At 41.7% G+C, this 16,557-nt stretch carries 18 protein-coding genes and 1 pseudogene; 17 read left to right on the top strand and 2 right to left on the bottom strand.

Translation table 11 applies throughout. The features are described from left to right. The first annotated feature begins 108 nt into the window (after positions 1-108). The 14 genes from iscB (at position 109) to NSP_RS21950 (ending at position 14,488) form a co-directional block, all read left to right on the top strand. The gene (iscB, locus tag NSP_RS22010) at positions 109-1,386 is read left to right on the top strand and encodes an RNA-guided endonuclease IscB (RefSeq protein ID WP_006194909.1); all 1,278 of its coding nucleotides are present in this window, start codon (positions 109-111) and stop codon (positions 1,384-1,386) included. Next, entirely contained in the window at positions 1,364-1,759 is a 396-nt protein-coding gene (locus NSP_RS22005) for a hypothetical protein (protein WP_006194908.1), read from the top strand. Before iscB ends, NSP_RS22005 begins: the two co-directional genes overlap by 23 nt. A 223-nt stretch (positions 1,760-1,982) precedes the next feature. After that, positions 1,983-3,272: a nucleotide sugar dehydrogenase gene (locus tag NSP_RS22000; RefSeq protein WP_006194907.1), complete on the top strand. Its 1,290-nt coding sequence runs from the start codon at positions 1,983-1,985 to the stop codon at positions 3,270-3,272. A gap of 92 nt (positions 3,273-3,364) precedes the next feature. Continuing rightward, complete coding sequence (locus tag NSP_RS21995) at positions 3,365-4,372, top strand: NAD-dependent epimerase (RefSeq protein ID WP_006194906.1); 1,008 nt, start codon at positions 3,365-3,367, stop codon at positions 4,370-4,372. 192 nt (positions 4,373-4,564) lie between these two features. Then, positions 4,565-5,767: a glycosyltransferase family 4 protein gene (locus NSP_RS21990; RefSeq protein WP_006194905.1), complete on the top strand. Its 1,203-nt coding sequence runs from the start codon at positions 4,565-4,567 to the stop codon at positions 5,765-5,767. Further along, on the top strand, positions 5,764-5,988 hold the full coding sequence (locus tag NSP_RS27120; RefSeq protein ID WP_006194904.1) for a hypothetical protein: 225 nt from the start codon (positions 5,764-5,766) through the stop codon (positions 5,986-5,988). The genes NSP_RS21990 and NSP_RS27120 overlap by 4 nt, the downstream gene beginning before the upstream one ends. Next, on the top strand, positions 5,985-6,947 hold the full coding sequence (locus tag NSP_RS21980) for a UDP-glucose 4-epimerase family protein (protein WP_006194903.1): 963 nt from the start codon (positions 5,985-5,987) through the stop codon (positions 6,945-6,947). The genes NSP_RS27120 and NSP_RS21980 overlap by 4 nt, the downstream gene beginning before the upstream one ends. A gap of 393 nt (positions 6,948-7,340) precedes the next feature. Then, a complete protein-coding gene (locus NSP_RS21975; protein WP_006194902.1) occupies positions 7,341-8,342 on the top strand; it encodes an MraY family glycosyltransferase in 1,002 nt (333 codons plus the stop codon). Positions 8,343-8,416: 74 nt separating this feature from the next. Further along, the gene (locus tag NSP_RS21970) at positions 8,417-9,277 is read left to right on the top strand and encodes a DUF2887 domain-containing protein (RefSeq protein WP_006194901.1); all 861 of its coding nucleotides are present in this window, start codon (positions 8,417-8,419) and stop codon (positions 9,275-9,277) included. Positions 9,278-9,362: 85 nt separating this feature from the next. Beyond that, on the top strand, positions 9,363-10,259 hold the full coding sequence (locus NSP_RS21965) for a DUF2887 domain-containing protein (RefSeq protein ID WP_006194900.1): 897 nt from the start codon (positions 9,363-9,365) through the stop codon (positions 10,257-10,259). 85 nt (positions 10,260-10,344) lie between these two features. Next, complete coding sequence (locus NSP_RS21960) at positions 10,345-11,220, top strand: DUF2887 domain-containing protein (RefSeq protein ID WP_006194899.1); 876 nt, start codon at positions 10,345-10,347, stop codon at positions 11,218-11,220. Continuing rightward, positions 11,198-11,320, top strand: coding sequence for a hypothetical protein (locus tag NSP_RS27285; protein ID WP_267897135.1), 123 nt, complete (start codon positions 11,198-11,200; stop codon positions 11,318-11,320). Before NSP_RS21960 ends, NSP_RS27285 begins: the two co-directional genes overlap by 23 nt. 157 nt (positions 11,321-11,477) lie before the next feature. Continuing rightward, positions 11,478-12,074: a YdcF family protein gene (locus NSP_RS21955; protein WP_006194898.1), complete on the top strand. Its 597-nt coding sequence runs from the start codon at positions 11,478-11,480 to the stop codon at positions 12,072-12,074. Between the two features lie 395 nt (positions 12,075-12,469). Continuing rightward, positions 12,470-14,488, top strand: coding sequence for a polysaccharide biosynthesis protein (locus NSP_RS21950; RefSeq protein ID WP_006194897.1), 2,019 nt, complete (start codon positions 12,470-12,472; stop codon positions 14,486-14,488). Here NSP_RS21950 and NSP_RS27435 read toward each other — a convergent pair. Continuing rightward, positions 14,467-14,592 (bottom strand): annotated as a pseudogene (locus NSP_RS27435) (type II toxin-antitoxin system HicB family antitoxin); the annotation flags it as partial. The gene NSP_RS21950 and the pseudogene NSP_RS27435 sit on opposite strands and share 22 nt — an antisense overlap. A gap of 22 nt (positions 14,593-14,614) precedes the next feature. Beyond that, on the bottom strand, positions 14,615-14,824 hold the full coding sequence (locus tag NSP_RS24590; protein WP_173403362.1) for an AbrB/MazE/SpoVT family DNA-binding domain-containing protein: 210 nt from the start codon (positions 14,822-14,824) through the stop codon (positions 14,615-14,617). Positions 14,825-14,913: 89 nt separating this feature from the next. On the opposite strand from NSP_RS24590, the gene NSP_RS26620 reads away from it, so the two are divergent. The 3 genes from NSP_RS26620 to NSP_RS25735 all read left to right on the top strand — a co-directional run bounded on the left by NSP_RS26620 (position 14,914) and on the right by NSP_RS25735 (position 16,472). Next, positions 14,914-15,261, top strand: coding sequence for a recombinase family protein (locus NSP_RS26620; protein ID WP_006194895.1), 348 nt, complete (start codon positions 14,914-14,916; stop codon positions 15,259-15,261). Positions 15,262-15,579: 318 nt separating this feature from the next. Continuing rightward, positions 15,580-15,975: a helix-turn-helix domain-containing protein gene (locus NSP_RS27115; protein ID WP_006194894.1), complete on the top strand. Its 396-nt coding sequence runs from the start codon at positions 15,580-15,582 to the stop codon at positions 15,973-15,975. Continuing rightward, a complete protein-coding gene (locus NSP_RS25735; RefSeq protein WP_173403274.1) occupies positions 15,882-16,472 on the top strand; it encodes an HARBI1 family protein in 591 nt (196 codons plus the stop codon). Before NSP_RS27115 ends, NSP_RS25735 begins: the two co-directional genes overlap by 94 nt. Positions 16,473-16,557: the final 85 nt, after the last annotated feature.

Genomic DNA, 16,557 nt, shown 5'->3' with positions numbered 1-16,557 from the left:
CCTGCCATGTTGCTACTTATTAAACAATCCGCAAGGATAGTGTATTTAGCATAACAAGCTCAGATAACAAGGTTGAAGCAAACATTACCCTGAAAAGGTGAAATTTAAATGTCTAATTTTGTTCTAGTTCTTGATACCAACAAAAAACCACTTACTCCAATTCATCCAGGAGATGCACGTTTTTTATTAAATCAACAAAAAGCTGCTGTATTTAGAAGATTTCCATTTACCATAATTTTGAAAGAACCTAAATCTGAAGTTCCAACTCAACCGATTGAATTAAAAATAGATCCAGGGAGTAAAACTACAGGTTTTGCGTTAGTTCAAAATAATAAAGTCATCTGGGGTATGGAATTACAACACAGAGGTTTAGCTATTAAAGAAAGCCTAGAAACTCGAAAAGGAGTAAGGCGAGGAAGACGTTCTAGACATACTCGTTATCGTCAAGCTAGATTTCTTAACCGCACTAAACCTCAAGGTTGGTTAGCACCTTCTTTAAGCCATAGAGTTTTAACTATTAACACTTGGGTTAAAAGATTATGTAATTTTGCCCCAATAACTGACATAGTTGAAGAGCTTGCTAGGTTTGACCTACAGCAGCTAGAAAACCCGGAGATATCAGGCTTTGAGTATCAACAGGGAGAGTTACAAGGGTATGAAGTCCGTGAATATCTTTTGAATAAATGGAATAGAAAATGTGCATACTGTACTGCGGAAAATGTCCCTTTACAAGTTGAGCATATTAAACCAAAAGCCAAAGGAGGAACTAATAGAATTTCTAATTTGTGTCTAGCTTGTGAGAAATGCAATATCAAAAAAGGTACTCAAGATATTGAGAAGTTTTTAGCAAAAAAGCCTGAGTTGTTGAAGCAAATTTTATCCCAAGCCAAGCGTCCACTAAAAGATGCGTCTGCTGTAAATTCAACGAGATGGGCTTTATTTAATAAGTTAAAAGAAACTGGATTACCTATAACAACAGGTTCAGGAGGTTTAACTAAGTTTAATAGAACTCGTTTAGGATTGCCTAAAACTCATTGGATTGATGCTGCTTGTGTAGGAAAAGTTGAAACTCTCAAAATACTGACAACAAAAATTTTAACAGTAAAAAGCACGGGGCATAGTTGCAGAAGATTCTGTAGGATCAATAAATTTGGTTTTCCTTGCACTGAGCCTAAAAAAATATTCACTCATGTTTCTACAGGAGATTTTGTTAAGGCTACTTTGCACAAAGATCGTAAAAACATAACTTCTGGAAAGTATGTAAGTCGTGTTAAAACTCCCACAAAAAACGGATGTGAGATTGTTATCAATGGTTTTAGAGTTGAATTTTCAACAATGAAAGATATTACTAAGGTTCATTGTAGTGACGGGTATAGCTACGTTTGACTACGCAAAACTACAATTTTATGAGATTAAATGCAAAGACGACAAAATCAATAATATTTGTAGTCATGGGAAAATTCTGCTCCTGCATCTGATTAAACAAGAGGCTGAAAATAGGACTACACGTTCTTGGGATGTTTCTATTCGTAACTCGGCTCTGGAGATTCAAAGGAAAAATAAACGGCGCAAAGTAGGAGGGTATTATCTGCAACCTCCAGAACTGCGCCTGTGTCTAGAAGACAGTTACGAACAAGCCCTCAATGCAGCATCCTTGGAAGTAGCAGAGGGGATTTACGATATAGAAACATTAGAGAAGATGGTCGATCGCCAGGAGATTATTGATCTGGGATTATCTCTGATTTTAGCTGAAAAGTAATGGTGATTGTAAAACAGTTACAATTGTAACCTTGCCCTGATGTAGAAAAACTATACTGAGTGTTACAATTCATTAGTACAATGGCAGGCGATCGCACAAATCTGTTCCTGAGAAATATCAGAGGGCGATCGCTTACAATTAATACTCCCCGCCACCCCATAGAGTGATCAATCTATGACTTATTGCGGCAGAATGTTTACCTAGATTTATCCAAACTTTATCTATGAACACAGAAAATCATCGCATTGCCGTGCTTGGTTTAGGCTATGTTGGCTTACCCGTGGCTTTAGCCCTAGCAGAAAAATTCCCGGATGTAGTGGGCTTTGATATCAACCCCGATCGCATCCATGACTTGAAAGCAGGAATCGATACCACGAAAGAAGTAGAAAGTCACACCCTGACTCAAACATCCTTACACCTGAGCGATAATCTAGCCACTCTCCAAGACAGGAACTTTTTTATCGTCTGTGTTCCCACCCCTGTGGATGACAATCATCAACCTAATCTCACTCCCCTCATTAAAGCCTCCCACACCATTGGTAAAGTCATTCAACCCGGTGCAGTGGTGGTTTACGAGTCTACAGTTTATCCGGGAGTGACAGAAGAAATCTGCGGACTTGCGATCGCCCAAATTTCTGGGTTAAAACAGGGGATAGACTTTAAACTGGGTTATTCCCCTGAAAGAATTAACCCCGGTGATAAGTTACATACCCTAGAGAAAATCACCAAAGTTGTGGCGGGGGAAGATGAAGAAACCCTAGAACGTATTGCTACAGTTTACGGTCAAATTATCACAGCTGGTATTCATCGCGCCCCTTCCATTCAGGTAGCAGAAATGGCCAAAGTTATCGAAAATACCCAGCGTGACCTGAATATTGCCTTTATGAACGAATTGGCTTTAATTTGCGATCGCCTCAATATCCGTACCCATGACGTGTTACAAGCGTCCCAAACTAAATGGAATTTTCTTCCCTTTACCCCTGGGTTAGTGGGTGGTCACTGTATCGGTGTTGATCCTTATTACCTCACCGCCAAAGCAGAAACCCTTGGTTATCATCCCGAAGTTATCTTAGCAGGAAGACGCATTAATGACCAGATGGGAATGTACCTAGCCCAGCGATTGGTGAAACTACTCATACAAGCTAAAATCCCAATTCAAGGCAGCCGCATCGGTATTTTAGGATTAACCTTTAAAGAAAATGTCCCCGACCTGAGAAATAGCCGCATCCCTGATATTATCAAAGAGTTACAGCAATTTGGCATTGAACCCCTAATTCACGACCCCCTAGCCGATGCCCAAGAAGCACAACAGGAATACGGAGTTGAATTAGTAGAGTGGCAGCAGCTATGCCATCTAGATGGATTAATCTTGGCTGTCAATCATCGGTTTTACCTAGACTTACCACGGGAAGAACTATTAGGTTGCTTAGGATCTTCTGGTGTTGTGATGGATGTCAAATCTGTTTTAAATCCATCGAGTATTCCTAATACAATGACTTACTGGAGTTTATAGTTTTAAATAGTTTTAAGATGTGTAACTTAAAATAGATTGTTACGGAATTTTTTGGGGAAATATCTAAATCCTAGGATGCCAACAGAAAAATTATGAAAATCTTAGTTACAGGTGCTGCAGGCTTTATTGGCTTCCACCTGAGCCAGCGACTATTAAACCGCGGTGACGAAGTTATAGGAATCGATAACCTGAATAACTACTATGACGTTTCCCTCAAACAAGCTCGCCTGGCTCAACTGCAATCACAGCAGCTATTCACCTTTACTCAACTGGACTTAGGGGATCAAGAGGGAATCAACAACCTATTTACAACACATCAATTTGATGTAGTTGTCAACCTCGCAGCCCAAGCTGGGGTGAGGTATTCTCTCCAAAATCCCCACGCCTATATTAACAGTAATATTCTCGGATTCACCAACATCTTAGAAGGTTGTCGTCACTCCCAAGTCAAACATTTAGTATTTGCCTCCTCCAGTTCTGTCTATGGAGCTAATACTAAAACCCCTTTTTCCATCCATGACAACGTGGACCACCCCATTAGTTTATATGCTGCCAGTAAAAAAGCCAACGAGCTAATGGCACATACTTACAGCCACCTCTACGGCTTACCCACTACGGGACTGCGCTTTTTTACCGTTTATGGTCCTTGGGGAAGACCAGACATGGCTTTATTTTTATTTACCAAAGCCATTTTATCAGGTCAACCCATTGATGTATTCAATTATGGTAAAATGAAACGTGATTTTACTTACATTGATGATATTATCGAAGGTGTGGTAATAGTTACCGATAATATCCCCCAAGGTAATCCTCATTGGTCAGGGGATAAACCTGACCCAGGGACTAGTAAAGCACCCTATAAAATCTATAACATTGGGAATAATAATCCTGTGGAGTTGTTGCATTTCATTGAGGTGATAGAAGACTGCTTGGGGATGAAGGCGCAAAAGAATATGTTGCCTTTGCAACCCGGAGATGTAACCATGACCTATGCTGATGTGGATGATTTAATTGCAGATGTGGGGTTTAAACCCGCCACTCCCATTGAGGTGGGTATCAGGCGTTTTATCGATTGGTATAGGGATTATTATCAGGTGTAAATTAAATAGAAGTTTGAAAACACAATCTTAGTTAATAGGTCAAAGACAAAGATCCCCGACTTCTGAACACAATCTTGTTATCTGATCACAAGTGCTGATAGAAGTCGGGGATCTAACTTCTTAATTTCGATATTCTGAATCAAGAGCTTACAAGTTAATGGCTAAAAATAATCTACAACGCCACTGAAACTTATGTCTAAGAAACTGCTTTTCATAATTAATGTGGATTGGTTTTTTCTTTCCCATCGCTTACCGATTGCCTTGAAAGCAATAAATTTAGGTTACGAAGTCCACATTGCCACAGGTATCACTAAACATCTTACACAGATGCAGTCATATGGATTACACGTTCATCCCCTATCTCTTCATCGCAGTGACACTAATCTCATTAGTTCAATGAAGTTAATATTAGAGATATTCCATATCTATAAAAATATACGACCTGATATAGTCCATCTAGTTACTATTAAACCTGTCATTATAGGCGGTATAGCAGCCCGTATAGCCAGAATTCCTAGTGTAGTATCTGCTATTTCCGGACTTGGTTTTGTCTTCACAGATTCTAGTTTGCGAGCTCGACTGATTCGGGTGATAGCCAATCAAATTTATCCTTTGGCTCTGGGACATCCTAATCTTCGTATTGTGGTACAAAATCCTGATAATTTGGTAATAATTCAAAAAATCGCCAAACTATCTACAAAATCCTTCAAGTTAATTCCTGGTTCTGGTGTCAGCTTACAAGAATTTCATGTCCAACCTGAACCTGTAGGGATACCGTTAGTTTTGATGGCCAGTCGCATGTTAATTAGCAAAGGAGTAAGAGAATTTGTGGAGGCTGCTCATCATCTCCAATCAGAAGGAGTTAAAGCTCGTTTTGTCCTTGTGGGCGATACTGATCCTGCAAATCCTGCTTCGTTGTCAAAAGAACAGCTTGAGACCTGGCATAAACAATCTGTGATTGAATGGTGGGGCCACTGCACTAATATGCCTCATATTCTGGCACAAGCACACTTGGTAGTACTACCCAGCTATGGCGAAGGCTTACCTAAAGTTCTCATTGAAGCCGCAGCCTGTGGTCGCCCAGTTGTTACAACTGATATTCCTGGCTGTCGCGATGCCATAGAATCTCAAGTAACAGGTTTATTAGTACCTCCAAAAAACGCCACTTCTTTAGCAGCAGCCATCAAGACCCTCCTCCTCAATCCAGAGTTACGAACAAGCATGGGTGCTGCTGGACGTAAGCGGGCTGAAGCAATTTTCTCAATCGAGCAAATTGTCTCAGATCATTTGGATATCTATAATGAATTGAGCCAAAATGTAGCCTCTAACAGATTACCCAACCAGGAGGAAAAGGCTGGCTATTCACACGGAAAAAACCAAGGTTTAGACTTATGACAGTAGCAGATGGGTTCATCGGATGTGTTTTAATGGCTAGTCCAAAGCACCACCCTTTTAATGTTTGTGGTAAGTTTGAACAACTTTACCAGCGTCAGGGATTTAAATTCTCCAACCAAGTAGACACCAAGCTGTTTAAACTATTTTCTAAAAACCTTACCAAAATCTTTCAGTTAATCCGCTGCCCCAAAAAACAGGCCTTATCTCTACAGCAGCTATGAATATTCTCATTACAGGTGCAAATGGCTTTGTAGGACAAGCCATTTGTCATCAGCTTGTGCATACCCCCCAAACTAACCTTATTTTTGCGGCAGTTCGTTCTGGCCAAAGTCAAGTCAATCTTTCTTACCCCATACAGACAGTTGAGATCGCATCTCTGGATGACCTCAACCAACGCCAGGACATACTAGCACGAGTTGATTGTATCATCCACTTAGCTGCCCGAGTACACCAAATGAAAGACACTGCGGCAGACCCCCTCGCCGCCTTCCGGGCAATAAATACCGAAGCTACTCTCAACCTAGCTCGCCAAGCCGCCCAACATGGTGTTAAACGCTTCATCTACTTAAGTTCCATCAAAGTTAACGGTGAAAAAACTACCCCTGGTTGTCCCTTCACCGCAGACGACACCCCCGCGCCCCAAGACCCCTACGGTATTTCCAAAGCTGAAGCCGAAATCCAAATCCGGGAACTGTCCGCAGAAACTGGACTAGAAGTAGTCATCATCCGTCCCCCCCTAGTATATGGTCCGGGTGTCAAAGCTAACTTCCTCTCTATGATGAGATGGTTAGACAAAGGCTTTCCTTTACCCTTAGGTGCTATCCATAACCGTCGTAGTTTAGTAGCACTGCCCAACCTAGTGGACTTAATCATTAACTGTCTCACCCATCCTGCCGCAGCCAACCAAACATTCTTAGTCAGTGATAACGAAGACCTCTCTACCACTGACTTACTCAGACGGATGTCCAATGCACTAGGAAAACCCGCCTGGTTACTCCCCATCCCTGTGCAGTGGCTGGAATTTACAGCATCCCTCCTAGGTAAAAAAGCTGTAGCCCAACGCCTCTGTAGCTCGCTCCAGCTAGACATCCACAAAACCCAAACTCTTCTCAACTGGACACCACCCATCAGCGTTGATGAGGCACTGCAATACACAGCCCGTCACTTTCGTCAAGCCTAAAGATCCCCGACTTCTATCAGCACTTGTGATCACATGAGAAGATTATCAGCAGAAGTCGGGGATCTAACTCCCCAAAGATCCCCGACTTCTATCAGCACTTGTGGTGACATGAGAAGATTATCGGCAGAAGTCGGGGATCTAACTCCCCAAAGATCCCCGACTTCTATCAGTACTTGTGGTGACATCAGAAGATTATCAGCAGAAGTCGGGGATCTGACTAGTTGCAATTACAGATTATAATATCAAATATTAACCATTAATTTTATACAAAGATTTATAAATTACACCCCAGGCATCTACTTGCTTTAACTTAGACATCTACATCTAATACCCATTTCATACCAAGTGATTTACTTCATATTCATTCCCCTGAGTTTCCTGCTTAGTTGTCTGTTGGTCTATCTGATCAAAAATCAACTTAGCGCCCATCTCATAGATATTCCCAATGAGCGCAGTTCCCACACTCAACCCACCCCCAGAGGTGGAGGACTGGGTTTTGTAGCCTCCTTCTTCATTGTCAGTTGGTGCTTTTCCTGGCTATTCACCCCCAATACCGTCAGTACAGCCCACATCAATGTCAGTCATATCTGGTTAGTTCTGCTCCCTCTGACAGTGGTTGGCTTGCTGGACGACCGTTCGCACATTCCTGCTAGGCTGAGATACTTAGTACAGATAGTTGCAGCCAGTATAGCCATATCTTTCTTTGGTATCTTTCCCCAACCCTGGTTAACCAACCTCGGTCCGGTTGGTATTACAGTCGCTATCCTTCTCACCCTCGTGGGTATGACCGCCCTGATTAACTTCTACAACTTCATGGATGGTTTAGATGGTCTAGTAGGGGGGATAACCATGATTCAACTGAGTTTGATAGCACTGATGGGAAATCAACCTCTGTGGGTGCTGCTAATCGCTGCTCTAGCGGGATTTTTGTACTGGAACTGGTCCCCCGCCAAGATATTTATGGGAGATGTAGGTAGCACTGTCTTAGGGGCTACAGTAGCCATAGCCCTATTCAATTATTCCCATGATGCCTCTGCTGTGCAATCATGGTCGGCCTTAACCATCACCCTACCCATCGCTGGAGACGCTATTTATACCTTAATTTGCAGGTTAAAGCGCCGGGAAAACATTTTTAAAGCCCATCGCACTCACTTATATCAACGCTTACACCAAGCCGGATGGAATCACTCCCAGGTAGCCATTAGCTATATGATATTTACCAGTGCCATAGGCCTGAACATTTATCTGTTGGGTAGCGTTGGAGCCTGGATAAACTTACTCATAACAATAGCCGCGATCGCCTTTCTGGAAATGTATTTAAAGCAACTTACTACATATTCTCGTGAGAAAGTATTGACAAAAGACGTAAAAGATGTAAATGATGCAAGTAAATAACTCCGTGACCAACTCAGCTTTTGTACCTATGCGCCTTTAACACTACCCTGGGGCGATCAATTCCCTGAGATCAAATGAAAACAGATAAGCTATTTTACCGTATATTCCTAACTCAACCAGGTATCCTTGCCGAACTGATACCGGGAATTCCCCCAGACTGTGAGTTTGAATACTGCGCCCCTGTGATTAAAGAACAGGAATTTCGCCACGATGGGGTATTAACTCCCATAGGGGAAGACATCAACCTACCCATAGTATTTCTGGAAGCCCAAATGCAACCAGATAAAGGTTTTTATGGGCGCTATTTTGCAGAAGTTTACTTATATCTGAAACAATACAACATCAGCGGATCATGGCGGGGACTAATCATCCTCAAATCCCGCAGTCATGAACTGGGGTCAGAAATACCTTATGGAGATTTAGAGCAAAAAGTACAGAGACTTTACCTGGAAGACTTGCTATTAGAGACAGACCTAAGTCCTAACCTGGGAATATTACAGTTAATTGTTCTCCCTCAAAACCGGGTAGGTGAAGCAGCCCAAAAACTACTGCAAAACGTAGAGAACAAAACACAATTCACACAAAGACTAGACCTGATCGAGGCTATACTAGTAAGCAAATTCCCCCAAATCAGTCCAGAGGAAATATTGAAGATGTTAGACCTGAAAACAGCAGATATTACCCAGACAAGATTCTATCGGGATGTGTTTCAACTAGGAGCTAAGGAGGGTAAAGCCGAAGGTAGACAGGAGGGTGAAGCCCAGCTAATTATCCGTCTGTTGAACCGTCGCTGTGGGGTATTGTCCCCCAACCAAGAAGCTCAAATCCGTTCCTTAGACCTGAATCAACTGGAGTCCCTAGGGGAAGCCCTCCTAGACTTTACTACCATTGCTGACCTAGAAGCCTGGTTAAATGGTACACATCAGGAAAAATAGGAATATTAATTAAATATACTAGTTAGGGTGCGATCGCCTACCTATACTAATACTAGTGGTGGTGCGATCGCATCTCTCAAAGAAAATGAAAACAGATAAGCTATTTTACCGTATATTCCTAACTCAACCAGGTATCCTTGCCGAACTTATACCGGGAATTCCCCCAGACTGTGAGTTTGAATACTGCGCCCCTGTGATCAAAGAACAGGAATTTCGCCACGATGGGGTATTAACTCCCATAGGGGATGACCTCAACCTACCCATAGTATTTCTAGAAGCCCAAATGCAACCAGATAAGGGTTTTTATGGGCGCTATTTTGCAGAAGTTTACTTATATCTGAAACAATACAACATCAGCGGATCATGGCGGGGACTAATCATCCTCAAATCCCGCAGTCATGAACTGGGGTCAGAAATACCTTATGGAGATTTAGAGCAAAAAGTACAGAGACTTTACTTGGAAGACTTGCTATCAGAAACAGACCTAAGTCCTAACCTGGGGATATTACAGTTAATTGTTCTACCTCAAAACCGGGTGGGTGAAGCAGCCCAAAAACTACTGCAAAATGTAGAGAACAAAACACAATTCACACAAAGACTAGACTTGATAGAGGCTATACTAGTAAGCAAATTCCCCCAAATCAGTCCAGAGGAAATATTGAAGATGTTAGACCTGAAAACAGCAGATATTACCCAGACAAGATTCTATCGGGATGTGTTTCAACTAGGAGCTAAGGAGGGTAAAGCCGAAGGTAGACAGGAGGGTAGACAGGAGGGTAAACAAGAGGGTAAACAAGAGGGTGAAGCCCAGTTAATTATCCGTCAGGTTAATCGTCGCTGTGGGGTATTGTCCCCCAACCAAGAAGCTCAAATCCGTTCCTTAGACCTGAATCAACTGGAGTCCCTAGGGGAAGCCCTCCTAGACTTTACTACCATTGCTGACCTAGAAGCCTGGTTAAATGGTACACATCAGGAAAAATAGGAATATTAATTAAATATACTAGTTAGGGTGCGATCGCCTACCTATACTAATACTAGTGGTGGTGCGATCGCATCTCTCAAAGAAAATGAAAACAGATAAGCTATTTTACCGTATATTCCTAACTCAACCAGGTATCCTTGCCGAACTTATACCGGGAATTCCCCCAGACTGTGAGTTTGAATACTGCGCCCCTGTGATCAAAGAACAGGAATTTCGCCACGATGGGGTATTAACTCCCATAGGGGATGACCTCAACCTACCCATAGTATTTCTAGAAGCCCAAATGCAACCAGATAAGGGTTTTTATGGGCGCTACTTTGCAGAAGTTTGCTTATACCTCAAACAATATAACATCAGCAGACCATGCCGAGGACTAATCATCCTCAAATCCCGTGGTCATCAACTGGGGTCAGAAATACCTTATCGATCAATCTTAAAGGAAGACGTACAGAGACTTTACCTGGAAGACTTGCTATCAGAAACAGACCTAAGTCCTAACCTGGGGATATTACAGTTAATTGTTCTACCTCAAAACCGGGTAGGTGAAGCAGCCCAAAAACTACTGCAAAATGTAGAGAACAAAACACAATTCACACAAAGACTAGACTTGATAGAGGCTATACTAGTCAGCAAATTCCCCCAAATCAGTCCAGAGGAAATATTGAAGATGTTAGACCTGAAAACAGCAGATATTACCCAGACAAGATTCTATCGGGATGTGTTTCAACTAGGAGCTAAGGAGGGTAAAGCCGAAGGTAGACAGGAGGGTAGACAGGAGGGTGAAGCCCAGCTAATTATCCGTCAGATTAATCGTCGCTGTGGGGTATTGTCACCCAACCAAGAAGCTCAAATCCGTTCCTTAGACCTGAATCAACTGGAGTCCCTAGGGGAAGCCCTCCTAGACTTTACTACCATTGCTGACCTAGAAGCCTGGTTAAATGGTACACATCAAGAACAATAGGAATATACTACCAAATATAGTAGTGCTGGTGCGATCGCCTACCTATACTAATACTAGTGGTGGTGCGATCGCCTTTAACACTACCACGGGTGCAATATAGAAGTAATTTTACCAAAAATTCAAACTACCCTAGCCACATTTAACCGGTGGCTAGAATCTCAGGTCAAGGTGAGATAAACGGATATCTGGGGAAAATTATGTCAGATGAAAAATTTGCCTCTAACATAGGCATATAGCTGAAATCTCATACATGGATTATGCTCAAACCTCTGCGCCTATTTACCCTAGCTGGTTGCTTGGGAATGTTCACTATAGCCACTGCTATCCCCCTGCGTCTAGCCATAGCACTTCAACAAAAACCCCATCCCCAAGCCATCTTGATGCTCAGTGGGGACAGCAGCAGACCCAAATTCACCCGAGAAATGGCTCAAGAATTCCCTGACCTTCCCATCTGGGTCTCCGTGGGCGACCCGGAAATCCGCAGCATCTTAGACGACCTTGACAACCAAGGGCTACAGGGAGGCGATCGCATCCAATACGACAACCGCGCCACAGATACAGTTACTAATTTTACCACAATTGTTGCAAAGGTGCAACAAAATAATATTCGCCACGTCTATCTCGTCACCTCAGACTACCATATGCCCCGCTCCCAGGCGATCGCCACTATCGTTTTTGGTAGTCAGGGAATCGCCTTTACTCCGGTCTCCGTCCCCTCCCAAAGCTCTCAGCGAGAAGCTCTACCCCGCATCTCTAGAGACATAGGGCGCTCAGTGCTGTGGCTAGTCACTGGACGCACCGGAGCCAGTTTCAATCCCCGCTTGCAATCGGCGACAGGGAATAGCAGATCATAACTGTGTAAATTTACTAATATATCCCCCAAATATCCCCGACTCCTGGTAATGTACAATTGTTACGAGAAGTCGGGGATTTCATTATTAACAGGACTTACGCAAAATATCTCTCAAACCTTCTTTCCTTCTCCCAAGGGGAGACGCTACGCGGTAAGCGTTCGCGGAGCGTCTCGTAGAGAAGCTATGCCGAAGGCTTTACGTGTTCTTCTCCCAAGGGGAGAGGCTAGCGCCAACGTTCCTTCTCCCAAAGGGAGAGGCTAGCGCCATAAGCGAAGCTATGCCGTAGGCTTTACGTGGTTCATTCTTTCGTAAGTTGTGCGTAAGTCCTAATTAATACTTAATTTATACCAAATTTAATTTCAAAACTGTTTGCTCACACTTTCACATAAATAATTATGCAAATAACATATTTTCTGCTGACGGTTTTGATCAATACTGTTTTTATCAAAAATATTGTCCATTTTCTCAAGACTTCCTCAAGAACAAAAAAGCATCTGATTCTGTATTTAACTGACTCTCTACTATTTTTATTGGCAATTTATATTGCATTTTCCATAGATTCCCAGATTTTATTTCCTTTGGATATCCTGGGTAAATATCTCCCTTCTATTATTCTGCTGATTCCCGGAAAAATCCTGTTATTTTCCCTACTGGGAATGTACAAAAATGTCCTCAAGTACAGTGAATTTGCCTTTTTATACACAGCATTCAAATCAGTTATTCTGGGACAAGGAGGATTGATCATCCTGGATTGGATTTTACAGGTCAATTTCCTACCCATCTCTGTTCAGATATTAGATACTTTAATCACACTAATTTTAATAGTCAAAGTCAGACTCATAGCCCGATGGCTGTTATATGGTTTGAGTTCCCCCCTGAGATTAAAAGAGCACTCTCAAGTCAATAGTAGTGTAGGAGATAGCAAGCAACTCCTGCAACCAGTAATTATCTATGGAGCCGGACAAGCTGGATTTCAACTATCCCAAGCACTTGCTCAGGATAACAACTTTCAGATTATAGCCTTTGTGGACGACAATTCACAACTATGGAAACATACGATTAACGGCATTCAGGTTTATAGCCCTGAGAAGTTGGAATATCTAATTAACAAGTACCAGGTGCAGCTAGTACTGTTAGCAATTCCATCAGCTACCCCCAAAAGAAAGCAAGGAATTGTTGCGGAACTCAAAGGTCTACATATAGAAGTGAAAACAGTACCCACCCTAGCAGAAATCATATCAGGTAAAGTCTCCATTGCTCAAGTCCGAAAAATCAATATAGGCGATATTTTAGGACGTGAGGAAGTTCTACCAGATCCCAAGTTACTGCGAGTCAACATCACAAATAAATCTGTTTTAGTCACGGGTGCGGGTGGTTCTATTGGCTCAGAACTCTGTCGCCAAATTGCTCAACAACAACCCCGCCACCTGGTTCTATATGAATTAAATGAATTTGCACTATATAACATTGAGATAGAGTTACGAGAAACCTACCCTAACTTATGTTGTTCTGCTTGTTTAGGCTCAGTAACTGATGCCGAACGTCTCAAACAGGTAATTACAGAATATGATGTTGATACTTTATATCATGCTGCGGCTTACAAGCACGTTCCTTTAGTGGAAAAGAACCCAGCCCAAGGAGTGATTAACAACATTTACGGTACACTAGTAGCTACCCGCACGGCCAATGAGTGTAAAGTTGAGACTTTTGTCTTAATTTCTACCGATAAGGCTGTACGTCCCACCAGTGTGATGGGGACAACCAAACGAGTGGCTGAGTTGATTTTGCAAGCTTTATCAAAACAGCCGGACACCCACACTCGTTTGATTATGGTGCGGTTTGGTAATGTGTTAAATAGTACGGGTTCAGTAGTACCCCGATTTCAGCAACAGATTTTACAGCGACAACCGATTACTATTACCCATCCCGAAATTACTCGCTATTTTATGTCTATTCCCGAAGCAGCTCGCCTGGTAATTCAAGCAGGCGCTCTGGGGGAGGGGGGGGAGGTTTTCCTCTTGGATATGGGCGAACCGGTGAAAATTTACGATCTGGCGGTGCAAATGGTAGAACTCAGTGGTCTAGTTTTAGGGAAGGATATTGAGATTAAGATCACAGGTTTACGTCCAGGGGAGAAGCTCTATGAAGAGCTGTTGATTCAAGAAGAAAATGTTAAAAAAACTATAGATCCGAAAATTTACGCCGCCCAGGAAGGGATGATACCTTGGATAAAGCTAGAGCCATATCTGCATCAGCTATTCTTAGCAGCCGAAACAGAAGACAGAGATACTCTTTTATCTTTGCTGAAAGTGGTGGTTCCTGAATATTCCCCCGGCAAAATCCAATCTTCCAGTGTAGAGCGTAACTCATTTTCGCACTCGCGCAAAGTCGAGCCAAAGGCGATAACTCCCTGACAAATAGGGATTCTCCCCGCAAATGTATCATCTTCCAGCTTGTCATAAACTGCACTAGCGATCGCTTGTTCAACATAGTCGCTCAAAATGAATCGTATAGCCATGAAATTCCATCCTATTAAATAATCAATAAACTCTACCCATTGCGCCTTTTTTGATCGCGGTTTCCATCTCTTCTAAAGATGCGCTTTTCATCCCCGGACGATATAAAATCCCGGATAAGCTTTGGATAGGAACATTGATAGGAATCAGTTTAACTATGCCATTTTCATCAATCACAAAATCAACTTTACTCCCAGGATTAAGATTAAGATAATCTCTAATTTCTTTAGGAATAGTTACTTATCCTTTGGTGGTGACAGTCGCCGCACTCTCAAATCCTAAAATAACGTAGTATACTGGGGTTAATCCTATTTAACCGAAAGATGAAATACCTAACCCCAGAACAAGTTTACAAACAATTTGGCTATCACCCTAAGACGACGGCAGAATGGGCTGACTTAGGGAAAATAGAATGTATCCGTTCCCCTGGTGGACATCGAAGATATCCAGAGTCAGCATTTATCAAAACAGTCTCAACGGATAAAGAGCGGGTTCTTTATGCCCGTGTCAGCACAAAAACCCAGTTGTTAGACCTTGACACACAAATAGAATTTTTAGGCAAAACTTACCCAGGATGTCGAGTCGTTAAGGATGTGGCTAGTGGCATGAACTGGAAGCGGAAAAACTTTCTTAAATTAATGACTCAAGTTGCTCCCGAATCAAATCTCTGAAATTGTCGTGGGACACAAGGACAGGTTATGCAGATTTGGCTTTGAGTTCGTTGAGTGGTTTTGCAACCTTCACGGCTGCAAAATTGTTGTGGTAAACAATGCCAAACTATCACCGCACGAAGAGTTAATGCAGGATTTTATGGCTATCATGCACTGCTTTTCCTCCAAACTTTACTTCCTTAGGGCTTACAAGAAAAAAATAGCCGAAGAGCAAAATATTCATGAAATAAATAGTAGTCAATACTAGTCAATAGACATCTCCGAAAAAGAATAAAATTATGGTATAAGAGTATAAAATGCTATTTTTAGTAAAGCATTATGAGCAGTATATTCGATTATATCCAAAATAATCCCCAGGAAGCACAGCGTTTAGTAGGGCTGAAATATGAACAGTTGCAGGAACTTTTAGACAAAGCCATTAAACGGCACAATCATAAACGAGAATTGCTTGAAGATAGAAAAGTGAGAATTATTCTGGGTGGAGGTGGTCGCAGACCAAAATTATCACCATCGGAGCAAATAATTCTCACCCTAACATATTTACGACATTTAACCACATTTCAACTATTGGGTATTCAATTTGGCGTGAGTGAAACAACTGCAAATGATACGTTTAACTATTGGTTGCCATTATTGGGAGAATTATTACCACCAAGTTTAGTAGAACAGGTAAAAAAAACTCCAGTGACTATGAAATTGTTAAAGAAGTTTTAACAGACTTTGAACTAATCGTAGATAGCTATGAACAGCCCATAGAAAGACCTTCAGAGTATCAACAGCAGGAAAAATATTACTCAGGTAAGAAGAAAATGCACACTAGAAAAAGTCAATTAATTGTTCTGCCTAATGGTAGAGATATTGTTGATGTAGTAGCTGGTGAGCCAGGACGAAAAAGTGACATAAATTTATTTCGGGAAAATAAAAATGGGTTTGAAGAGAAACAAAAATTTTCCGGTGACAAAGCTTACCAAGGAGAGAAATCAATTAAAACACCTGAAAAAAAGCCTAGAAAAAAAGAATTAAGTTCTGAACAAAAAATTCAAAATAAAGAACTGGCATCAGAGCGCATATTTGTAGAACATTTAATTCGTTTAGTGAAGATATTTAGAGTAGCTCAAGAAAGATTTAGATTAAATTCCTCTAAATACGAGCAGATAATTATGACTATTTGTGGACTCGTTAGATTACGCATTGGCACATTTATTTTGTAACTATAAAAACTTGAAATTATTTATAATAAAATTACCTCAAAGAGATCCTACTTTTGGCTAATTACCAACAACACGCATTTCTAAC

It is taken from the genome of Nodularia spumigena CCY9414 (assembly GCF_000340565.2).
Taxonomy (GTDB): domain Bacteria; phylum Cyanobacteriota; class Cyanobacteriia; order Cyanobacteriales; family Nostocaceae; genus Nodularia; species Nodularia spumigena.
This window is presented reverse-complemented; position numbering and strand designations above follow the sequence as displayed.

Coding starts and splice junctions, on each gene's coding strand:
- iscB (WP_006194909.1), top strand. CDS start 109: ATGTCTAATTTTGTTCTAGTTCTTGATACCAACAAAAAACCACTTACT.
- NSP_RS22000 (WP_006194907.1), top strand. CDS start 1,983: ATGAACACAGAAAATCATCGCATTGCCGTGCTTGGTTTAGGCTATGTT.
- NSP_RS21995 (WP_006194906.1), top strand. CDS start 3,365: ATGAAAATCTTAGTTACAGGTGCTGCAGGCTTTATTGGCTTCCACCTG.
- NSP_RS21990 (WP_006194905.1), top strand. CDS start 4,565: ATGTCTAAGAAACTGCTTTTCATAATTAATGTGGATTGGTTTTTTCTT.
- NSP_RS27120 (WP_006194904.1), top strand. CDS start 5,764: ATGACAGTAGCAGATGGGTTCATCGGATGTGTTTTAATGGCTAGTCCA.
- NSP_RS21980 (WP_006194903.1), top strand. CDS start 5,985: ATGAATATTCTCATTACAGGTGCAAATGGCTTTGTAGGACAAGCCATT.
- NSP_RS21970 (WP_006194901.1), top strand. CDS start 8,417: ATGAAAACAGATAAGCTATTTTACCGTATATTCCTAACTCAACCAGGT.
- NSP_RS21965 (WP_006194900.1), top strand. CDS start 9,363: ATGAAAACAGATAAGCTATTTTACCGTATATTCCTAACTCAACCAGGT.
- NSP_RS21960 (WP_006194899.1), top strand. CDS start 10,345: ATGAAAACAGATAAGCTATTTTACCGTATATTCCTAACTCAACCAGGT.
- NSP_RS27285 (WP_267897135.1), top strand. CDS start 11,198: ATGGTACACATCAAGAACAATAGGAATATACTACCAAATATAGTAGTG.
- NSP_RS21955 (WP_006194898.1), top strand. CDS start 11,478: ATGCTCAAACCTCTGCGCCTATTTACCCTAGCTGGTTGCTTGGGAATG.
- NSP_RS21950 (WP_006194897.1), top strand. CDS start 12,470: ATGCAAATAACATATTTTCTGCTGACGGTTTTGATCAATACTGTTTTT.
- NSP_RS26620 (WP_006194895.1), top strand. CDS start 14,914: ATGAAATACCTAACCCCAGAACAAGTTTACAAACAATTTGGCTATCAC.
- NSP_RS27115 (WP_006194894.1), top strand. CDS start 15,580: ATGAGCAGTATATTCGATTATATCCAAAATAATCCCCAGGAAGCACAG.